Annotated in this window: 13 protein-coding genes; 9 read left to right on the forward strand and 4 right to left on the reverse strand. The window is 53.2% G+C overall.

What is annotated here, in order from left to right; all coding sequences use genetic code 11:
- Positions 1-18: 18 nt before the first annotated feature.
- Together MIB40_RS10895 and MIB40_RS10900 are read right to left on the reverse strand one after the other, a co-directional pair.
- Positions 19-501 (reverse strand): DUF2059 domain-containing protein, encoded by a 483-nt coding sequence (locus MIB40_RS10895; RefSeq protein WP_249693965.1) that lies wholly within the window; start codon positions 499-501, stop codon positions 19-21.
- A 164-nt stretch (positions 502-665) separates the two neighbouring features.
- Entirely contained in the window at positions 666-1,070 is a 405-nt protein-coding gene (locus MIB40_RS10900) for a DUF5675 family protein (protein WP_249693966.1), read from the reverse strand.
- Between the two features lie 353 nt (positions 1,071-1,423).
- On the opposite strand from MIB40_RS10900, the gene MIB40_RS10905 reads away from it, so the two are divergent.
- The 4 genes from MIB40_RS10905 to MIB40_RS10920 are packed head-to-tail and all read left to right on the forward strand — an operon-like array spanning position 1,424 to position 6,463.
- Positions 1,424-3,592, forward strand: coding sequence for an FUSC family protein (locus MIB40_RS10905; RefSeq protein WP_249693967.1), 2,169 nt, complete (start codon positions 1,424-1,426; stop codon positions 3,590-3,592).
- A gap of 24 nt (positions 3,593-3,616) precedes the next feature.
- Positions 3,617-3,823: a DUF1656 domain-containing protein gene (locus tag MIB40_RS10910; protein WP_249693968.1), complete on the forward strand. Its 207-nt coding sequence runs from the start codon at positions 3,617-3,619 to the stop codon at positions 3,821-3,823.
- A 4-nt stretch (positions 3,824-3,827) separates the two neighbouring features.
- Complete coding sequence (locus MIB40_RS10915; protein ID WP_249693969.1) at positions 3,828-4,934, forward strand: HlyD family secretion protein; 1,107 nt, start codon at positions 3,828-3,830, stop codon at positions 4,932-4,934.
- Complete coding sequence (locus MIB40_RS10920) at positions 4,931-6,463, forward strand: efflux transporter outer membrane subunit (protein WP_249693970.1); 1,533 nt, start codon at positions 4,931-4,933, stop codon at positions 6,461-6,463. The genes MIB40_RS10915 and MIB40_RS10920 overlap by 4 nt, the downstream gene beginning before the upstream one ends.
- A gap of 93 nt (positions 6,464-6,556) precedes the next feature.
- Here the strand turns inward: MIB40_RS10920 and MIB40_RS10925 are convergent, their stop codons facing one another.
- The gene (locus tag MIB40_RS10925; RefSeq protein ID WP_249693972.1) at positions 6,557-7,393 is read right to left on the reverse strand and encodes an ion transporter; all 837 of its coding nucleotides are present in this window, start codon (positions 7,391-7,393) and stop codon (positions 6,557-6,559) included.
- A gap of 102 nt (positions 7,394-7,495) precedes the next feature.
- Here MIB40_RS10925 and gpt point away from each other — a divergent pair, with 102 nt between their 5' ends.
- On the forward strand, positions 7,496-7,975 hold the full coding sequence (gpt, locus tag MIB40_RS10930) for a xanthine phosphoribosyltransferase (protein ID WP_249693974.1): 480 nt from the start codon (positions 7,496-7,498) through the stop codon (positions 7,973-7,975).
- 34 nt (positions 7,976-8,009) lie between these two features.
- Here gpt and ppx read toward each other — a convergent pair whose 3' ends face one another.
- Positions 8,010-9,542, reverse strand: coding sequence for an exopolyphosphatase (ppx, locus tag MIB40_RS10935; RefSeq protein WP_249693976.1), 1,533 nt, complete (start codon positions 9,540-9,542; stop codon positions 8,010-8,012).
- Between the two features lie 181 nt (positions 9,543-9,723).
- Here ppx and trxA point away from each other — a divergent pair, with 181 nt between their 5' ends.
- The 4 genes from trxA to MIB40_RS10955 all read left to right on the forward strand — a co-directional run bounded on the left by trxA (position 9,724) and on the right by MIB40_RS10955 (position 14,067).
- On the forward strand, positions 9,724-10,050 hold the full coding sequence (gene trxA / locus MIB40_RS10940) for a thioredoxin TrxA (protein WP_249693977.1): 327 nt from the start codon (positions 9,724-9,726) through the stop codon (positions 10,048-10,050).
- Positions 10,051-10,290: 240 nt separating this feature from the next.
- Positions 10,291-11,550 carry a transcription termination factor Rho gene (rho, locus tag MIB40_RS10945; RefSeq protein WP_249693979.1) on the forward strand — a complete coding sequence of 420 codons (1,260 nt, stop codon included), beginning with the start codon at positions 10,291-10,293 and terminating at the stop codon, positions 11,548-11,550.
- A gap of 37 nt (positions 11,551-11,587) precedes the next feature.
- The gene (gene ubiD / locus MIB40_RS10950; protein WP_249693980.1) at positions 11,588-13,057 is read left to right on the forward strand and encodes a 4-hydroxy-3-polyprenylbenzoate decarboxylase; all 1,470 of its coding nucleotides are present in this window, start codon (positions 11,588-11,590) and stop codon (positions 13,055-13,057) included.
- The gene (locus MIB40_RS10955; protein ID WP_249693983.1) at positions 13,054-14,067 is read left to right on the forward strand and encodes a 2Fe-2S iron-sulfur cluster-binding protein; all 1,014 of its coding nucleotides are present in this window, start codon (positions 13,054-13,056) and stop codon (positions 14,065-14,067) included. Before ubiD ends, MIB40_RS10955 begins: the two co-directional genes overlap by 4 nt.
- Positions 14,068-14,180: the final 113 nt, after the last annotated feature.

A 14,180-nucleotide genomic window follows, 5' to 3' on the forward strand; every position in this document is an offset into this window, starting at 1 on the left:
CGATCAAATTTCCTACCGTTACTGGCTGGCCGTTAGATGCTCCTGTAGCAGAGGAGTCAGGGTTTGTGTATGAGTCAATGAAGCCTCGCTGCTCTTTTGCATCACCTGCACCATCACTTCCTGCATACGAGAAGCGAAGGGCGTTTCGCTGTATTGCAGCAAGATATTGAGTTCACCCAACGTCAAATGCTCATCGTAGATGGGATACAAAATTTTCGACAGTTGCTGCTTCTCGAGAAACTCTTTCTCAACAACCGCTAACGCGGCTCGGCGCATCGCGGCCAGATCACTCTCAGAAAGAGGAGCAGAGCCGCTCATCACGGCGGCTTCGAGCTGCTTGATATAGAGCTCTGAAGCGAGTTGTTCGATCAATATTTCGGTCAGGCCTGCCGACACTATATGACGATCAATTTTCTCCATCTTCTTGGGATGTACCTCCTTCGCCTGTAAAGGCAGGGACATCACCACCAACGAACACGCAATCATTATTATTGTTTTCATATTCATTCCTTTCTTGAGGGTCAAAAACCGGTTACCTGGGTTCAATAATCCGTATCGGGCTAACCTGCCTAATGACCATAGCATGACGCACCGCCAACGTCAGGAATGATGGCTCCCAATCCTGAGTAACAGGCACAAGCCGTCCAATACCTGAGGTCCTGTACTTAGGGTGAATAGTGAACGATACGAATACGCGTCTGCTCGATCCCGGCCATGGCCTCCATAAATTCACCAAAGGCTTTTTTGCTACTACTGACGGCCCATTTACGCTCCATATACGCCAGGGACTTGCCCGGCGCGATGCAACCCACCACATCATCAATGGTGTTACCAACATGGATCTTGATCAGTGTCCGATCGGGCACATCCAGTACCTCGTAGGCCGGATATCCACCTCGATTGTATGTGCCCAGTCGCAAATCATATTCCCCCTCGGGAATACAGGACTGCCTGGGCTTGTTGTCCAGCCAGGGCCGCTCAACGGTAAAGCATTCAAATTCGGGAATCAGGATACGGCCGAAAACCCCGAAGGGGGAATAGGCGAATCGCTCCAGTAGAACTTCATCCATGTTATACCTCCGGATTGCGCAGGATGAATTGTTTTCCCCACCGCAGCACGCTATCAAATCCGGGCTGAATGGGAACAGGGCTGTCACCGGAACAGCAGCCATCACCGAACCACCACAGGCTCTCCAGAGGCCAGCGCCGGGCCATACAGATCGTCCCTGGACGCAGGCAAGACAATTAAAGCTTAGGGTATTTTTCCCAGTCTTCTAGCGATTGGGGCTCTACAGCGACTCAGGCAAGCAAATCTGCAACTTTTCAAGTAATAGCGATTTGATCTATTTGCACGCTAAGCGGAATGAGCAGAGCATAAAGACCCTATAATGATAACGGGGTTAGCAAAGGGAGTTCTCAGGCAGTGGTATCGCGGCAAGCGAAAGAAGCGATTAAAGTCGCCCTCGCCTTTACGATGGCTTACGGCATTTCCCTGAGTCAGGGTTGGCTAAACCCCCAATGGGCAGGGTTTGCGGTCGCCATGACGGCGTTGACTAGTGCCGGACCCTCTTTACACAAGGGAGTGTTGCGTGTACTGGGAACCATTCCCGGTTGCCTGGCAGCGCTCGTTATCTTCGCCATTGCGGCTCAAGACCGCTGGCTCTTCCTGTTGCTCGCCTGCTTATGGGTATTCTTCACCACCTACAACATGCTCAGAAACCCACTAAACAGCTACTTCTGGCAAGTGGCGGGATTCGTCTGCCTGGTGATTCTGTTAACCGATCCCTCATCGCCGCAAACAGTTTTTTCCCAGGCAATGGCGCGCGTGATCGAAACAACCATGGGGGTGACGGTTTACACCCTGGTTAGTGTTTTTTTGTGGCCCCATAAAACTACCGGTGCCTTAAAAACGGCCAACGTTGATTTACTTTCGACACAGATCGACCGTTTTAACCGGATCACCAATAGCCTGACGCACTTCCCTCAGGATGGGGTAGTACGGGTCAAAAACAATGAAGCCTCACAATTCAGCCAGCTACCGGGACTTCTGAACAGTGAAAGCATCGAAGATTATGAAGTCAAGCGCCTGCAATCAAGCTGGCAAAGCTACCATGCGCTGGCCAAAGAGCTAATGATAACGCTTGATCGCTGGCAATCAGGCAGCTTGTTCGCTAACCAAATAAGCCCGGGCAGCTATGTGCTCAACCAGGCCGATTTTTTTGCTGAAATCACCGCCCGCCTCAACGCCACCCGGGAAACCCTAACCGGAAAAAAATCGACTTTTGAGCCCACCACCGTCACCCCCCGCTATAACACGGCCCACCTTAACAATTTGAGCCACAGCGATCGGGCTGCTTTATCCAGCATAAAGAATGAAATAAGACACATCGATCGTCTCACTCGAGACATGCTGCAAACAGCCAACATTTTGGCCGGCAATCAGGAACCCGCTTCCGCCCCTTGCTTTTCGCTCGCAAGAAAATCGAAAATGACAAAGTTTCAATTACCGATAGCTGACCTGGACCACTTGAAAGGTGCCGGACTGGTTTCCCTGACCCTGATTGCCAGCTATCTGGTATGGATTCTCTTCGACCCTCCAGGCCATATGGCCTGGATTCAACTTCCCGCGACCATCGCCATGCTTATTGCTCAAATTCAGCAATTGCGAGCCATCACCATGGTCAAATCTCTTACTATTTCGCTCTTTCTGGCCATTAGTGTTTACGTGTTTGTGATGCCTCATCTGTCCAGTTTTTTCGGCCTCGGCATCACGCTTTTCACCTGTATGTTCTTAACCCGATATTATCTCTCAGGAATGGACCAAATACTCGGGTCTATCGCTATTCTTACCATGCTGTCGATTGATAACCAGCAAGCCTATAATTTTTCAGCCATGGCCAATACAATCCTGTTCATCGTATTTAGTTTTTTATTTGCCTATCTGTGTTCCTATGCCATCGGCTCGGCCCGACCAGAAAAAGTGTACCTAAAACAGCTGCGACGTTTTTTTCGGAGTGCGGCTTTCTTATCCTCCAACATCAATCTATCGTCTCATCAAGCGAGCAAATTACTGCAACGCTGGCTCATCAAATTTCATCGTTATGAACTAACCAACTTACCCGTAAAAATTGCCGCCTGGGGACGCCCGATCGATCACCAGTTTTTCTCCAACAACAGCGCGGCCAGCGTTCAATCGATCGTAGACAGCCTGCAGACCATCCGTTATCGCATCGAACGCTTGTTGTCCCTGAACGAGACCTTAGCTACAACCAAGCTGCCCACGGAGGTATACCGCCAAACTGCACAATGGCGAGACTCCATCACACAAGCATTGGTTGATTGGCAAAACGCACCGAACTGTCTCAACCTTATAGTTTTGAAAGAGCAACTCGATAATCACCTCCAGTCAACTGAGGCCGAGTTTGACGCCCTGTTCGATACGGACAGGGAAACCTTGAACGAAACAATCCAGGATGAGCATTATTATCAATTGTTGATCAGCTTTAAGAATCTATCTGCCGCTATAATTGATCATGCCGAAGTAGCCGAGGCCATTGACTGGCAACAGTGGCAGGAGGAACGTTTTTCATGACGTCATATATTGTAAGGAATTATTATGATTCCCCATGAATTTGCTATCGCAGGTATTTACCTGCCACCACTGTTAATCGCCGCCATGGCTGGTGTCGCCTGTGCCATGGCGAGCGCACGGGTGCTGAATCATTACCGCTTGTCGAAATACTTTTTTTACCCCCCGCTGGTATTTGTCGCACTGGCCTGTATCTATACCGTGCTTATCGGCACCTTTGTAATCAGGATTTAACACCATGAAGGGAATTTCCCGGTACTTGTTGACTGGATTCATCGTTCTTATCGCCAGTGGGGCCCTGTCCTATAAATACTGGGAGTACATCACCAACCCCTGGACTCGCGATGGCCAGGTTCGAGCCCAGGTCATTCAGGTGACGTCAAGAGTCTCAGGCCCTATTACTTTGTTAGTGGCAGAGGATAACCAGCGGGTCAATCAGGGCGATTTGCTGTTTGAAATTGACCCTCGAACCTTTGCCGCCGACCTCGAGCGGGCACAAGCCCAGTACGATAAAACGATCGACAATCACCTCGCGATGAAAAAACAGGTCGAGGTTGCCGAGGCTCAGGTAGAAGCCTCACGGACCCAGATACAACAGGCCCAGAGTTCCATCAATCAACTGTCTGCCACCATCGAGAAAAATCAGGCCGAGTACGATCGCCAACAAGACCTGTTGCCACAAAAAGCCACGTCCCAGAAGTCAGTGGAACGCGCCAAAGCCAACCTGGAAGTGTCCATTCAGCAGCGCCAAGGGGCCGTTGCAGGCCTGGCACAGGCGCGCGCCAACCTGCTGCAATCGGAGGCCTCTCTCGCCGAAGCCCAGGCCCAGTTAGGGGCCGAAGGGGAGGCCAACGCCAGCATTCGTGAAGCGGCGGCGGCCGTCACCCAGGCCCAGTTAAACTACGAATTCACCCGGGTAAAGGCACCGGTCGATGGCTATGTGACCAACTTAAACCTGCGCCTTGGCAGCCAGGCGGTTGCTAACCAACCCGCCCTGGCACTGGTTGATATCAACAGCTACTGGATTGATGGCTTCTTCAAGGAAACCTACGTCGGCGAGTTTGACAAAGGTGACAAAGCCGTCGTCACATTAATGAGCTACCCGGACATCCCTTTGCAAGGCCGCGTAGACAGCATCGGCTGGGGAATATCACAACAGGATGGCAGCACGGGTTTCGATCTGTTGCCTACCATCAGTCCAACCTTCGAATGGATTCGTCTTGCCCAGCGCATTCCGGTTCGCATCCATCTTGACGAAGTGCCCGAGGGGGTTGAATTACGTGTCGGCTCCACGGCATCGGTCCTGGTAAAAAGCCGCACCAAAGCCACCAGGGTCAAACAATGAACAGGGGACCAGTTATAGGACAGCACGTCAGGCTCAACAAACCCGTTACCTCGAGCGGTCTGTGTCGTGCCTTGCCATTGCTCGGCGCCCTCATTATTCAGGGCTGCACCAGTGTCGGTCCTGACTATAAAGAACCCACAGCCGAGGTCGCCTCCCAATGGTCGGATAGCGATAATGATCTGGTCGCTGACCAGGCTGCCCTTGACCCACAGTGGTGGAATAACGCCTTTAAAGATCAGGATCTGGACCGTCTGGTTAATGCCGCCCTGGGGCAAAACCTGAGTTTGCGCTCGGCCGGTTTACGGGTGCTCCAGTCGCAACAACAGCTGGCCATCGCCATTGGCAATCAGTACCCGCAAGAGCAACAGATCACCGGCTCTGCTGCTCGACAAGAGCTGCAAAATACCATCAGTAACAACTATAACGTCGGCTTTAACCTGAGCTGGGAGATCGATTTCTGGGGCCGTTTCAGTCGACAGATTGAATCCGCCAGTGCCGAGTTGGACTCCAGCGTCGCCAATTATGATGCGGCCCTGTTGTCTCTCGTGTCTCAGGTGGCCCAGACCTATTTCCAGATTCGAACCTTCCAGCAGCGCATCGATGTAGCGCGGCAGAATATTAGCCTGCAAGAACAGAGCCTGGAGATCTCTCGCCGCAAGTTTGAGGCGGGACAGGTCAGTGAACTGGATCCCGATCAGGCGGAAAGCATTGTCTATAACACTCGCGCCTCTATATTTGAGCTTGAAGTGTCACTGCAGCAATTAAAAAACTCTCTGGCGATACTGCTGGGAACACCTCCCCAAAGCCAAAATAGGCTGCTTACGCAGACCAAGGCGCTGCCCGATATTTCATCGACTGTCGCTCTTGGCATACCACAAGATATTATTCGCCGTCGTCCCGACATCAGGATTGCCGAACGGCAACTGGCCGCCCAGAGCGCGCAGATCGGTTTTGCGGTGAGTGATCTCTACCCGCAACTGTCCATTGGTGGTTCCATCGGTTCGACGGCACCACAACGCAACCAGCTATTTGAAAGCGGCAGTAAAAGCTGGGATATCTTTGGTATGTTCGAATGGAACGTGCTGAATTATGGCCGGCTCAAGAGTAACATCAGACTGCAAGATGCCCTCTTTCAACAGTTGCTGGTCGATTACCAGAACACCGTACTGCAAGCTCAGGGGGACGTCGAGAATTCGATCGTTGCGTACCTTAAATCTCACGAGCTGCTAGACGCCTATCAACAGGCAGCGGATGCCTCCCAACGCGCTGTGGATATCTCTCTGCTGCAATACCGCGAAGGTGAGATTACCTTTAACAGGGTTATTAACACCCTGCTATCCAATGTCCAGCAGCAGGATCTGCTATCTCAGGCTAAGGGCAATGTCGCTACCAGCCTGGTGCAAGTGTACAAGGCTTTGGGCGGCGGCTGGGAAATTCGCAACAACCGCGACCCGGTCGATCTTTTACCCGCCAGCCTGAAGCAGGACATGCGCGAGCGCGTTGATGAATGGGACGGAGTGTTGCAATAGCCCGATCGTCACGTGCACCATCGGTTGCTCGTTTCGACAGAACAAGGCCTAGGGCACCTCGGAATTATTCAGAGGTGCCCTAAACCAATGGTCTTATGAGTCCCTGGAGGATGCCTTCTGTTGCAATAACGCGTTCTGCGCCTGCACCAGCTGCTTGAGCTCTTCCACCTGCACAGACAGGCTTTCCACCGTTGGTTTACCGCCAGCCAGGGCCTCTTCGTCGCGTTCCTTCTGATGCTCCTCTTCAAGCACATTGACCACGATTCCGATCACCATATTGAGAAAAGCAAAAGCCGTCAGGAAGATAAAACTGAGGTAATAAAACCAGCTTAACGGATAGACCTCCATGGTCTCGTACATCACATCGGTCCAGTCTTCGAAGGTCATCACCCGGAACAGGGTCAGCATGGAGACCGAAATATCTTCCCACAGAAACGGGTTAATCGTTGCAAACAGGGTGGCGCCAATGGCGGCATAAATGTAGAAGATAATAAACATCAGCAGGATGACATAACCCAGCTGGGGCAGCGCCCGCAGCAGGGAGTTCAGCAACATGCGCAGCTCGGGGATGATCGACACCATCCGCAGCACGCGGAACACCCTGACCAGACGTCCCACCAGGGCCATATCGCTGTTATCGATCGGAATCAGGCTGACCACCACGATCAGTGTATCGAACACATTCCAGGGTTGTTTGAAGAAATTCCGCTTATGTTCTTCGCCAATAAAACGAATAGTTATCTCGACCAGAAAAATAGCGGTGATGCCATGATCCAGCCACCAGATAAGCCGCAACAACCCGGGATCCATGTCATAGGTTTTAGCACCAATCACCAACGCCGAGAAGATAATAACCCCGACCACAAAAAGTTCGAACGCCTTGTTACTGCGAAGTTTTAGAAAGGTTTGTTGAAGCGCCTGCGTATCCATAGAAAGCCCTGTACATCGTTTTACAGCTCATCGCCACTAACCGGGTGAGCATGAGTCGTGGTAAATTAGCGCGCAGTAGATTACCGCAGATCGAGGTAAAAGGTGAGTACCGAGTACAACAAGAACTTTCCCGTTTCCTGGGAAGAGCTGCATCGTGATGGCCGTGCCCTGGCCTGGAAACTCCTGGACATGGGCCCCTGGAAAGGCTTGATCGCCATCACCCGAGGCGGGCTGGTACCAGCGGCCATCGTCGCTCGGGAACTGAATATTCGTTTGATCGACACCATCTGTATCAGCAGCTACGAAGGCGAACGCCAGGGTGAACTGCAACTGCTCAAGGGCGTCGACGGGGATGGTGAAGGCTGGCTGCTGGTCGACGACCTGGTCGATACCGGCAACACCGCAAAAATGGTGCGTGAAATGCTGCCCAAGGCCCATTTTGCAACGCTCTATGCCAAACCGGCGGGCAAACCGCTGGTGGACAGTTTTATCACCGAAGTGAGTCAGGACACCTGGATTCGTTTTCCCTGGGATATGGAGTTACGGGTCGCCACCCCGCTCGCGGACCTGAAAAAGCGCTAACCGTTAACATCGCTCCTGACAAGGCAAGGTCGGCTTATTTTACCGTCAGGGTATAGCCGGCCTCGGCCAGAAGCTCGATTTCCCGCTCGAAGTCGGCGCGTATCAGCGGGTGCTTATGCAACCAACCGCTGCCCAGGTCCATATTCAGTGTGGTGCCATCGACCTCGAGCCGGTACTCCGGCAGACTGTCTTCACTGCGAATATGATTGAGTAAAATCGACAGTCGCAACAAAATGGATAACCGTAACACCCGATCGCGATAGTAACTCGACATATTATCGTACAGGTGAATCGGGAAGGAACGTCGGTGACTGCGAATCAGCAGGGCAATGGCCCGTTGCTCATAGCTGGTAAAACCCAGCATCTCCGAATGCCGCACCAGATAGTCGCCATGTTTGTGGTAGCGGGTATGGGAAACCGCCATACCCAGTTCGTGCAACCAGGCAGCAGTGCTGAGAATTTCCCGCTCATAGCTGCCCAGTTTCCAGCTTTCCGCCACCTGGCGGAAGCTGATCAAGGCTTGTTTACGTACCCGCTTGGCGTGTTTTTTATCGATGTTGTAGCGCTTAATCAATGAATTGAGGGTACGCTCGCGAACATATTCGTGCTCCTTACTACCGACCATGTCGTACAGCAGGCCTTCGCGCAGAGCACCATCGGAATAGTGCATACGCTTGAGGCGAAAGGCATCGAATACCGCCGTCAAAATCGCCAGGCCTGCGGGAAAAATACTGGCTCGATCAGCTTTAAGTCCGTCCAGGGAAATGCGGTCCACATGCCCCTGCTCGATCACCCGTTGTCGTAATGTTTCCATTCCGGCGCGGGTGATGCCCTGCTCCGTCACCCCGGATGCGATCAGTACCTGCTCCACCGATTTTACGGTTCCGGAGGAGCCTAGCACCTCGTCCCAGCCAAGGCGCCGGTACATTTTAAGGACATTGAGGACTTCAAGCCGAGCCGCGTAATAGGCCTGCTCAAAGCGTTCTGCGGTCACCTCACCATCGGGAAAAAAACGGGTCGAAAAAACCACACAGCCCATATGCAGGCTTTCCAGCAATTTAGGCTCGAAACGCTCACCGATGATCAGCTCGGTGCTGCCTCCACCGATATCCACCACCAGTCGTTTGCCATGGTCGTCGGATTGAGTATGGGAAGTGCCAAGGTAGATCAGGCGCGCTTCTTCGCGGCCGCTAATGACTTCTACCGGGCATTTGAGAATGGATTCCGCGGTGCGGGTAAAATCGCGGCGGTTACGCGCCATACGCAGCGCTTTCGTGCCCACTACCCGCACCAAATCAGGCTTCATACCCTCGATATACTGGGCAAACCGGCGCAAGCAAGCCCAGCCCCGGCGCATACTTCCCTGATCAAGATTGCCATCTTCGTCAAGTCCGGCGGCCAGCTGAACCTTTTCACCGATGCGTTCAATCGGACGAACTTCACCATGCTCGTAGCGAGCGACAATCAGGTGAAAACTGTTTGAGCCCATATCGATAGCGGCAATCAGGGCCGGAAGTTTCTCATCCCCGGCGGCAGCAGTTTTTCCCATCGGCACTCGGTTATCCATCTATGCAGGTTTTCCCCTCAAGGTTATCACGTCCAACAACGCTTGAAATTGCCGCTAGAGGAACCATATTAGCTTACCAGAGTGATCTGTCATTGCATCAGAAACCTGCCTACCCTATGCCATGAATAGTACGGGTGCTATGATGTGCACAATTTAAATCTGCCAACCGGAGATGAATTCAATGAGCGAACATATCGTCAACGTGAGTGACACGTCATTTGATGATGAAGTACTAAAGGCCGAGGGCGCTGTCCTGGTGGATTACTGGGCCGAGTGGTGTGGACCCTGCAAAATGATCGCACCGGTACTCGATGAGATCGCCAAAGAATACGAAGGCAAGCTCAAGGTGTGCAAGATCAACATCGACGAGAACGAAGCCACTGCACCCAAGTACGGTGTTCGCGGCATTCCTACCCTGATGCTGTTCAAGGCCGGTAATGTAGAGGCGACCAAAGTCGGCGCGCTGTCAAAATCCCAGCTGACCGCCTTTATTGATAGCAACATCTAATATCTCTATTCCCGAACCTTCCGGGGTTCGGGAATCTTTCTCCCTCCAATCAGGCTCAACACTGGACTCTACCGCCTTTCGATGGTAGATTTTCGCCTACACCTTCCGCCGCGCCTGCGGCACCTTATAAGAAACGCAGAATAACCACCCACAAAACGCCTGCAGACCATACCTGACCTCAGGACCTTTTCGCTGATGCCGAACTTCTGCACAGCCTCATAACTTTCTTTTATACCCACTATGAATCTAACTGAACTTAAGAAAAAACCCGTCCAGGCGTTACTCGATATCGCTGCAGAAATGGGCCTCGATAACCTGGCCCGCTCCCGTAAACAAGACGTCATCTTCACCATCCTCAAGCGCCATGCGCGCAGCGGCGAGGACATTTACGGTGATGGCGTGCTGGAGATCCTGCAGGATGGTTTCGGTTTCCTGCGCTCTGCCGACAGCTCTTACCTGGCCGGTCCGGATGATATCTACGTGTCTCCCAGTCAGATTCGCCGCTTTAACCTGCGCACCGGTGACACCATCTCTGGCAAGATTCGCCCACCCAAGGATGGCGAGCGCTATTTCGCCCTGCTTAAGGTCAGCGAGATCAATTTCGACAAACCCGAGAACGCCAAGAACAAGATTCTGTTTGAAAACCTGACGCCGTTGTTCCCCAACGATCGCCTGGTGATGGAAACCGGTAACGGCTCCACCGAAGACCTGACCGCTCGTACCATCGACCTGGTAGCCCCCTTCGGCAAAGGCCAGCGCGGCCTGATCGTATCTCCGCCCAAAGCGGGTAAGACCCTGATGTTGCAGAACATTGCAGCCAACATCGTACGCAATAATCCGGATGTGCACCTGATCGTACTGCTGATCGATGAGCGCCCCGAAGAAGTCACCGAGATGTCTCGCTCCGTGCGCGGAGAAGTGGTCGCCAGTACCTTCGATGAACCACCCGCACGTCACGTTCAGGTCGCTGATATGGTGATCGAAAAGGCCAAGCGTCTGGTTGAACACAAAAAAGACGTGGTTATCCTGCTCGACTCCATCACTCGCCTGGCCCGCGCCTACAACACGGTTATTCCTTCCTCCGGCAAGGTACTGACCGGTGGTGTTGACGCCCACGCCCTGGAGCGCCCGAAGCGTTTCTTCGGTGCCGCCCGTAATATCGAGGAAGGTGGTAGTCTGACCATTATCGCCACCGCCCTGGTCGAAACCGGCTCCAAGATGGACGATGTAATCTTCGAGGAGTTCAAGGGTACCGGTAATATGGAACTCAACCTGGACCGTCGCATCGCCGAAAAGCGTGTGTTCCCGGCGATCAATATCAACAAGTCCGGTACGCGTCGCGAAGACCTGCTGATCCCTGAAGAGGAACTGCAACGCATATGGATTCTGCGCAAGATTCTACATCCGATGGATGAGATCGCGGCCATTGAGTTCCTGCTCGATCGCATGAAAGACAGTAAGACCAATGAAGAGTTCTTCCTGTCCATGAAGCGCAAGTAACGCATCAAAAAACGCTAACCGGAACGGCCCCTGACCGATGAAATATCGCGACCTGCGTGATTTCCTGCGCCAGCTCGAAGAGCGAGGCGAACTCAAACGGATCGACATGGAGATCGATCCCAACCTTGAGATGACCGAAATTGCCGATCGCACCCTGCGTCAGAAAGGGCCGGCCCTGCTGTTTGAAAATCCCAAGGGGTTTGATACTCCGGTACTGGCCAATCTGTTTGGTACGCCGGAACGCGTGGCCATGGGCATGGGGGCCGATTCGGTCGAGGCACTGCGGGAAATCGGCAAGCTACTGGCCTACCTGAAAGAACCGGAACCCCCCAAAGGTATCCGTGACGCGCTGGAAAAGATGCCGCTGTTCAAGAAGGTGCTCTCAATGAGCCCCAAGGTAGTCCGCAAAGCCGCTTGTCAGGAGATTGTACTGGAGGGCGATGCGGTTGATCTTGGCCAGCTGCCCATTCAAACCTGCTGGCCGGGAGATGCGGCACCCCTGGTCACCTGGCCTCTGGTCATTACCCGGGGACCCCTCAAGGAACGCCAGAATCTGGGCATCTATCGTCAGCAACTGATCGGTCGCAACAAACTGATTATGCGCTGGCTATCCCATCGCGGTGGTGCCCTCGATTTCCACGATTGGAAACAACAACACCCGGGCGAACCCTTTCCCGTCAGTGTAGCGCTGGGGGCCGATCCGGCGACCATTCTTGGCGCGGTAACCCCGGTGCCCGACAGCCTTTCTGAATACGCCTTTGCCGGATTGCTACGAGATTGTAAGACCGAACTGGTTAAAAGCATCGGCAATGATCTGCAGGTTCCGGCCAGTGCCGAGTTTGTCCTGGAAGGTTATATCGACCCGGAAGAAACCGCCGATGAAGGCCCTTTTGGCGATCACACCGGTTACTACAACGAGGTCGATCGCTTCCCGGTGTTTACCGTCGAGCGCATTACTCATCGACGCGACCCTATTTATCACAGCACCTACACCGGTCGACCGCCCGATGAACCCGCCATTCTCGGCGTGGCACTGAACGAGGTGTTCGTTCCCATACTGCAGAAACAGTTCCCGGAGATTACCGATTTCTATCTGCCCCCCGAAGGTTGCTCCTATCGTATGGCGGTTATCACCATGCGCAAGCAGTACCCCGGGCACGCCAAGCGGGTTATGCTCGGCGTCTGGTCCTTCCTGCGCCAGTTTATGTATACCAAATTCGTTATTGTTTGCGACGATGATGTCAACGCCAGGGACTGGAACGACGTTATCTGGGCCATGACTACCCGCATGGATCCGCGTCGGGATAGCGTCTTTGTTGATAACACCCCGATCGATTACCTCGATTTCGCCTCCCCTATCTCGGGTCTGGGCTCGAAGGTGGGCTTCGATGCCACCAACAAATGGCAGGGTGAGACCGACCGCGAATGGGGCCAACCCATCACCAGAGATCCCGAGGTCAGCTCCCGTATTGATGACATCTGGGAGCAGCTCGGCATCGATTCGTGAATTTACGTTTGCGGCTGACAACGGAACAGGCATCCGTACCACTCGACAGTTCACTGACGCTACTTGAAAACCTTCGACAACAAGGCTATCAACTGCCATCAAGCTGCCGAAACGGAAATTGCTATATTTGTCAGGCCACACTGGTGCGAGGAGAGGTAGAGTTGCGCCAGGGCGAAAGGATCACCGCTGGAAAACAACCACAAACCATTTACAGCTGTATCAGCTACCCCCGTAGCGATCTGGAAATAACCGCCGAGCGACTTCGGCGAGCAGGAGAATTAAGCATGACCCCATTGGCCTGTCAGGTGCAAAGCACCGACCGCCTGAGTCACGATGTCTATCGAGTGAAACTGCTAGCCCCTGCAGGCACCTTGCCTGAGTTTTACGCCGGGCAATATCTGATGCTGGAACTCGAGGATGGTCAACAATGTCCCTTCTCCATCGCCAGCGCACCTGTGCAACTGGCCAACTCCCGCGAGCTCGAACTGCATATACAGCACGCCGCCGATAGCGAGATTTCCGACCGTATTTTGCAGCAGGTACAACAACGCAGCGTGGTACGTATTCATCTGCCCCAAGGCAACTGTCACCTGCAAAACATTCCCCAGACCCCTCTCGTTTTTCTCGCCGCCGGTACCGGATTCGCTCAGATGAAAGGGATGATTGAGCACTGCCTCGATCAGCAACACTTGCTACCTTTGCATCTCTACTGGGGCGTTCGCAAGGTAGAGCACTTCTACCTTTCCGAGCTGCCACACCGCTGGGCACAACAGAAAAGCGTCACGTTTCACCCGGTGGTCAGTGATGACAAGGATGCCGATTGGGACGGTCGGAGTGGCGCGCTGCATCACGCTGTAGTGGAAGACCTGACAGAACTAAAAGGCGCTCACTTTTATATTTGTGGATCACCACAGATGGTATACGCCAGTACCGATGATCTGGTTGCTGCCGGCGTTCCCGAGGATCACATTCACTCCGACGTGTTCGATTACGCGCCACGAGAAGCCTGACAGTTTGTTGTTTTTTCTATCTGCGTGACCACTGCGTCAAAAACGAAAATTAACGGCCTGCCAAAACGCAGGGCAAAAAGGCCGCGACAGAATTCAATTCTCATCGCGGCCTT

The organism is Aestuariirhabdus haliotis, from assembly GCF_023509475.1.
GTDB classification, from domain to species: Bacteria; Pseudomonadota; Gammaproteobacteria; order Pseudomonadales; family Aestuariirhabdaceae; genus Aestuariirhabdus; species Aestuariirhabdus haliotis.

Excerpts from the sequence above, each read along its gene's own strand:
- MIB40_RS10920 (WP_249693970.1), top strand. The coding sequence starts at position 4,931 with ATGAACAGGGGACCAGTTATAGGACAGCACGTCAGGCTCAACAAACCC.
- MIB40_RS10925 (WP_249693972.1), bottom strand. The coding sequence starts at position 7,393 with ATGGATACGCAGGCGCTTCAACAAACCTTTCTAAAACTTCGCAGTAAC.
- trxA (WP_249693977.1), top strand. The coding sequence starts at position 9,724 with ATGAGCGAACATATCGTCAACGTGAGTGACACGTCATTTGATGATGAA.
- ubiD (WP_249693980.1), top strand. The coding sequence starts at position 11,588 with ATGAAATATCGCGACCTGCGTGATTTCCTGCGCCAGCTCGAAGAGCGA.
- MIB40_RS10910 (WP_249693968.1), top strand. The coding sequence starts at position 3,617 with ATGATTCCCCATGAATTTGCTATCGCAGGTATTTACCTGCCACCACTG.
- ppx (WP_249693976.1), bottom strand. The coding sequence starts at position 9,542 with ATGGATAACCGAGTGCCGATGGGAAAAACTGCTGCCGCCGGGGATGAG.
- MIB40_RS10900 (WP_249693966.1), bottom strand. The coding sequence starts at position 1,070 with ATGGATGAAGTTCTACTGGAGCGATTCGCCTATTCCCCCTTCGGGGTT.
- MIB40_RS10915 (WP_249693969.1), top strand. The coding sequence starts at position 3,828 with ATGAAGGGAATTTCCCGGTACTTGTTGACTGGATTCATCGTTCTTATC.
- rho (WP_249693979.1), top strand. The coding sequence starts at position 10,291 with ATGAATCTAACTGAACTTAAGAAAAAACCCGTCCAGGCGTTACTCGAT.
- MIB40_RS10895 (WP_249693965.1), bottom strand. The coding sequence starts at position 501 with ATGAAAACAATAATAATGATTGCGTGTTCGTTGGTGGTGATGTCCCTG.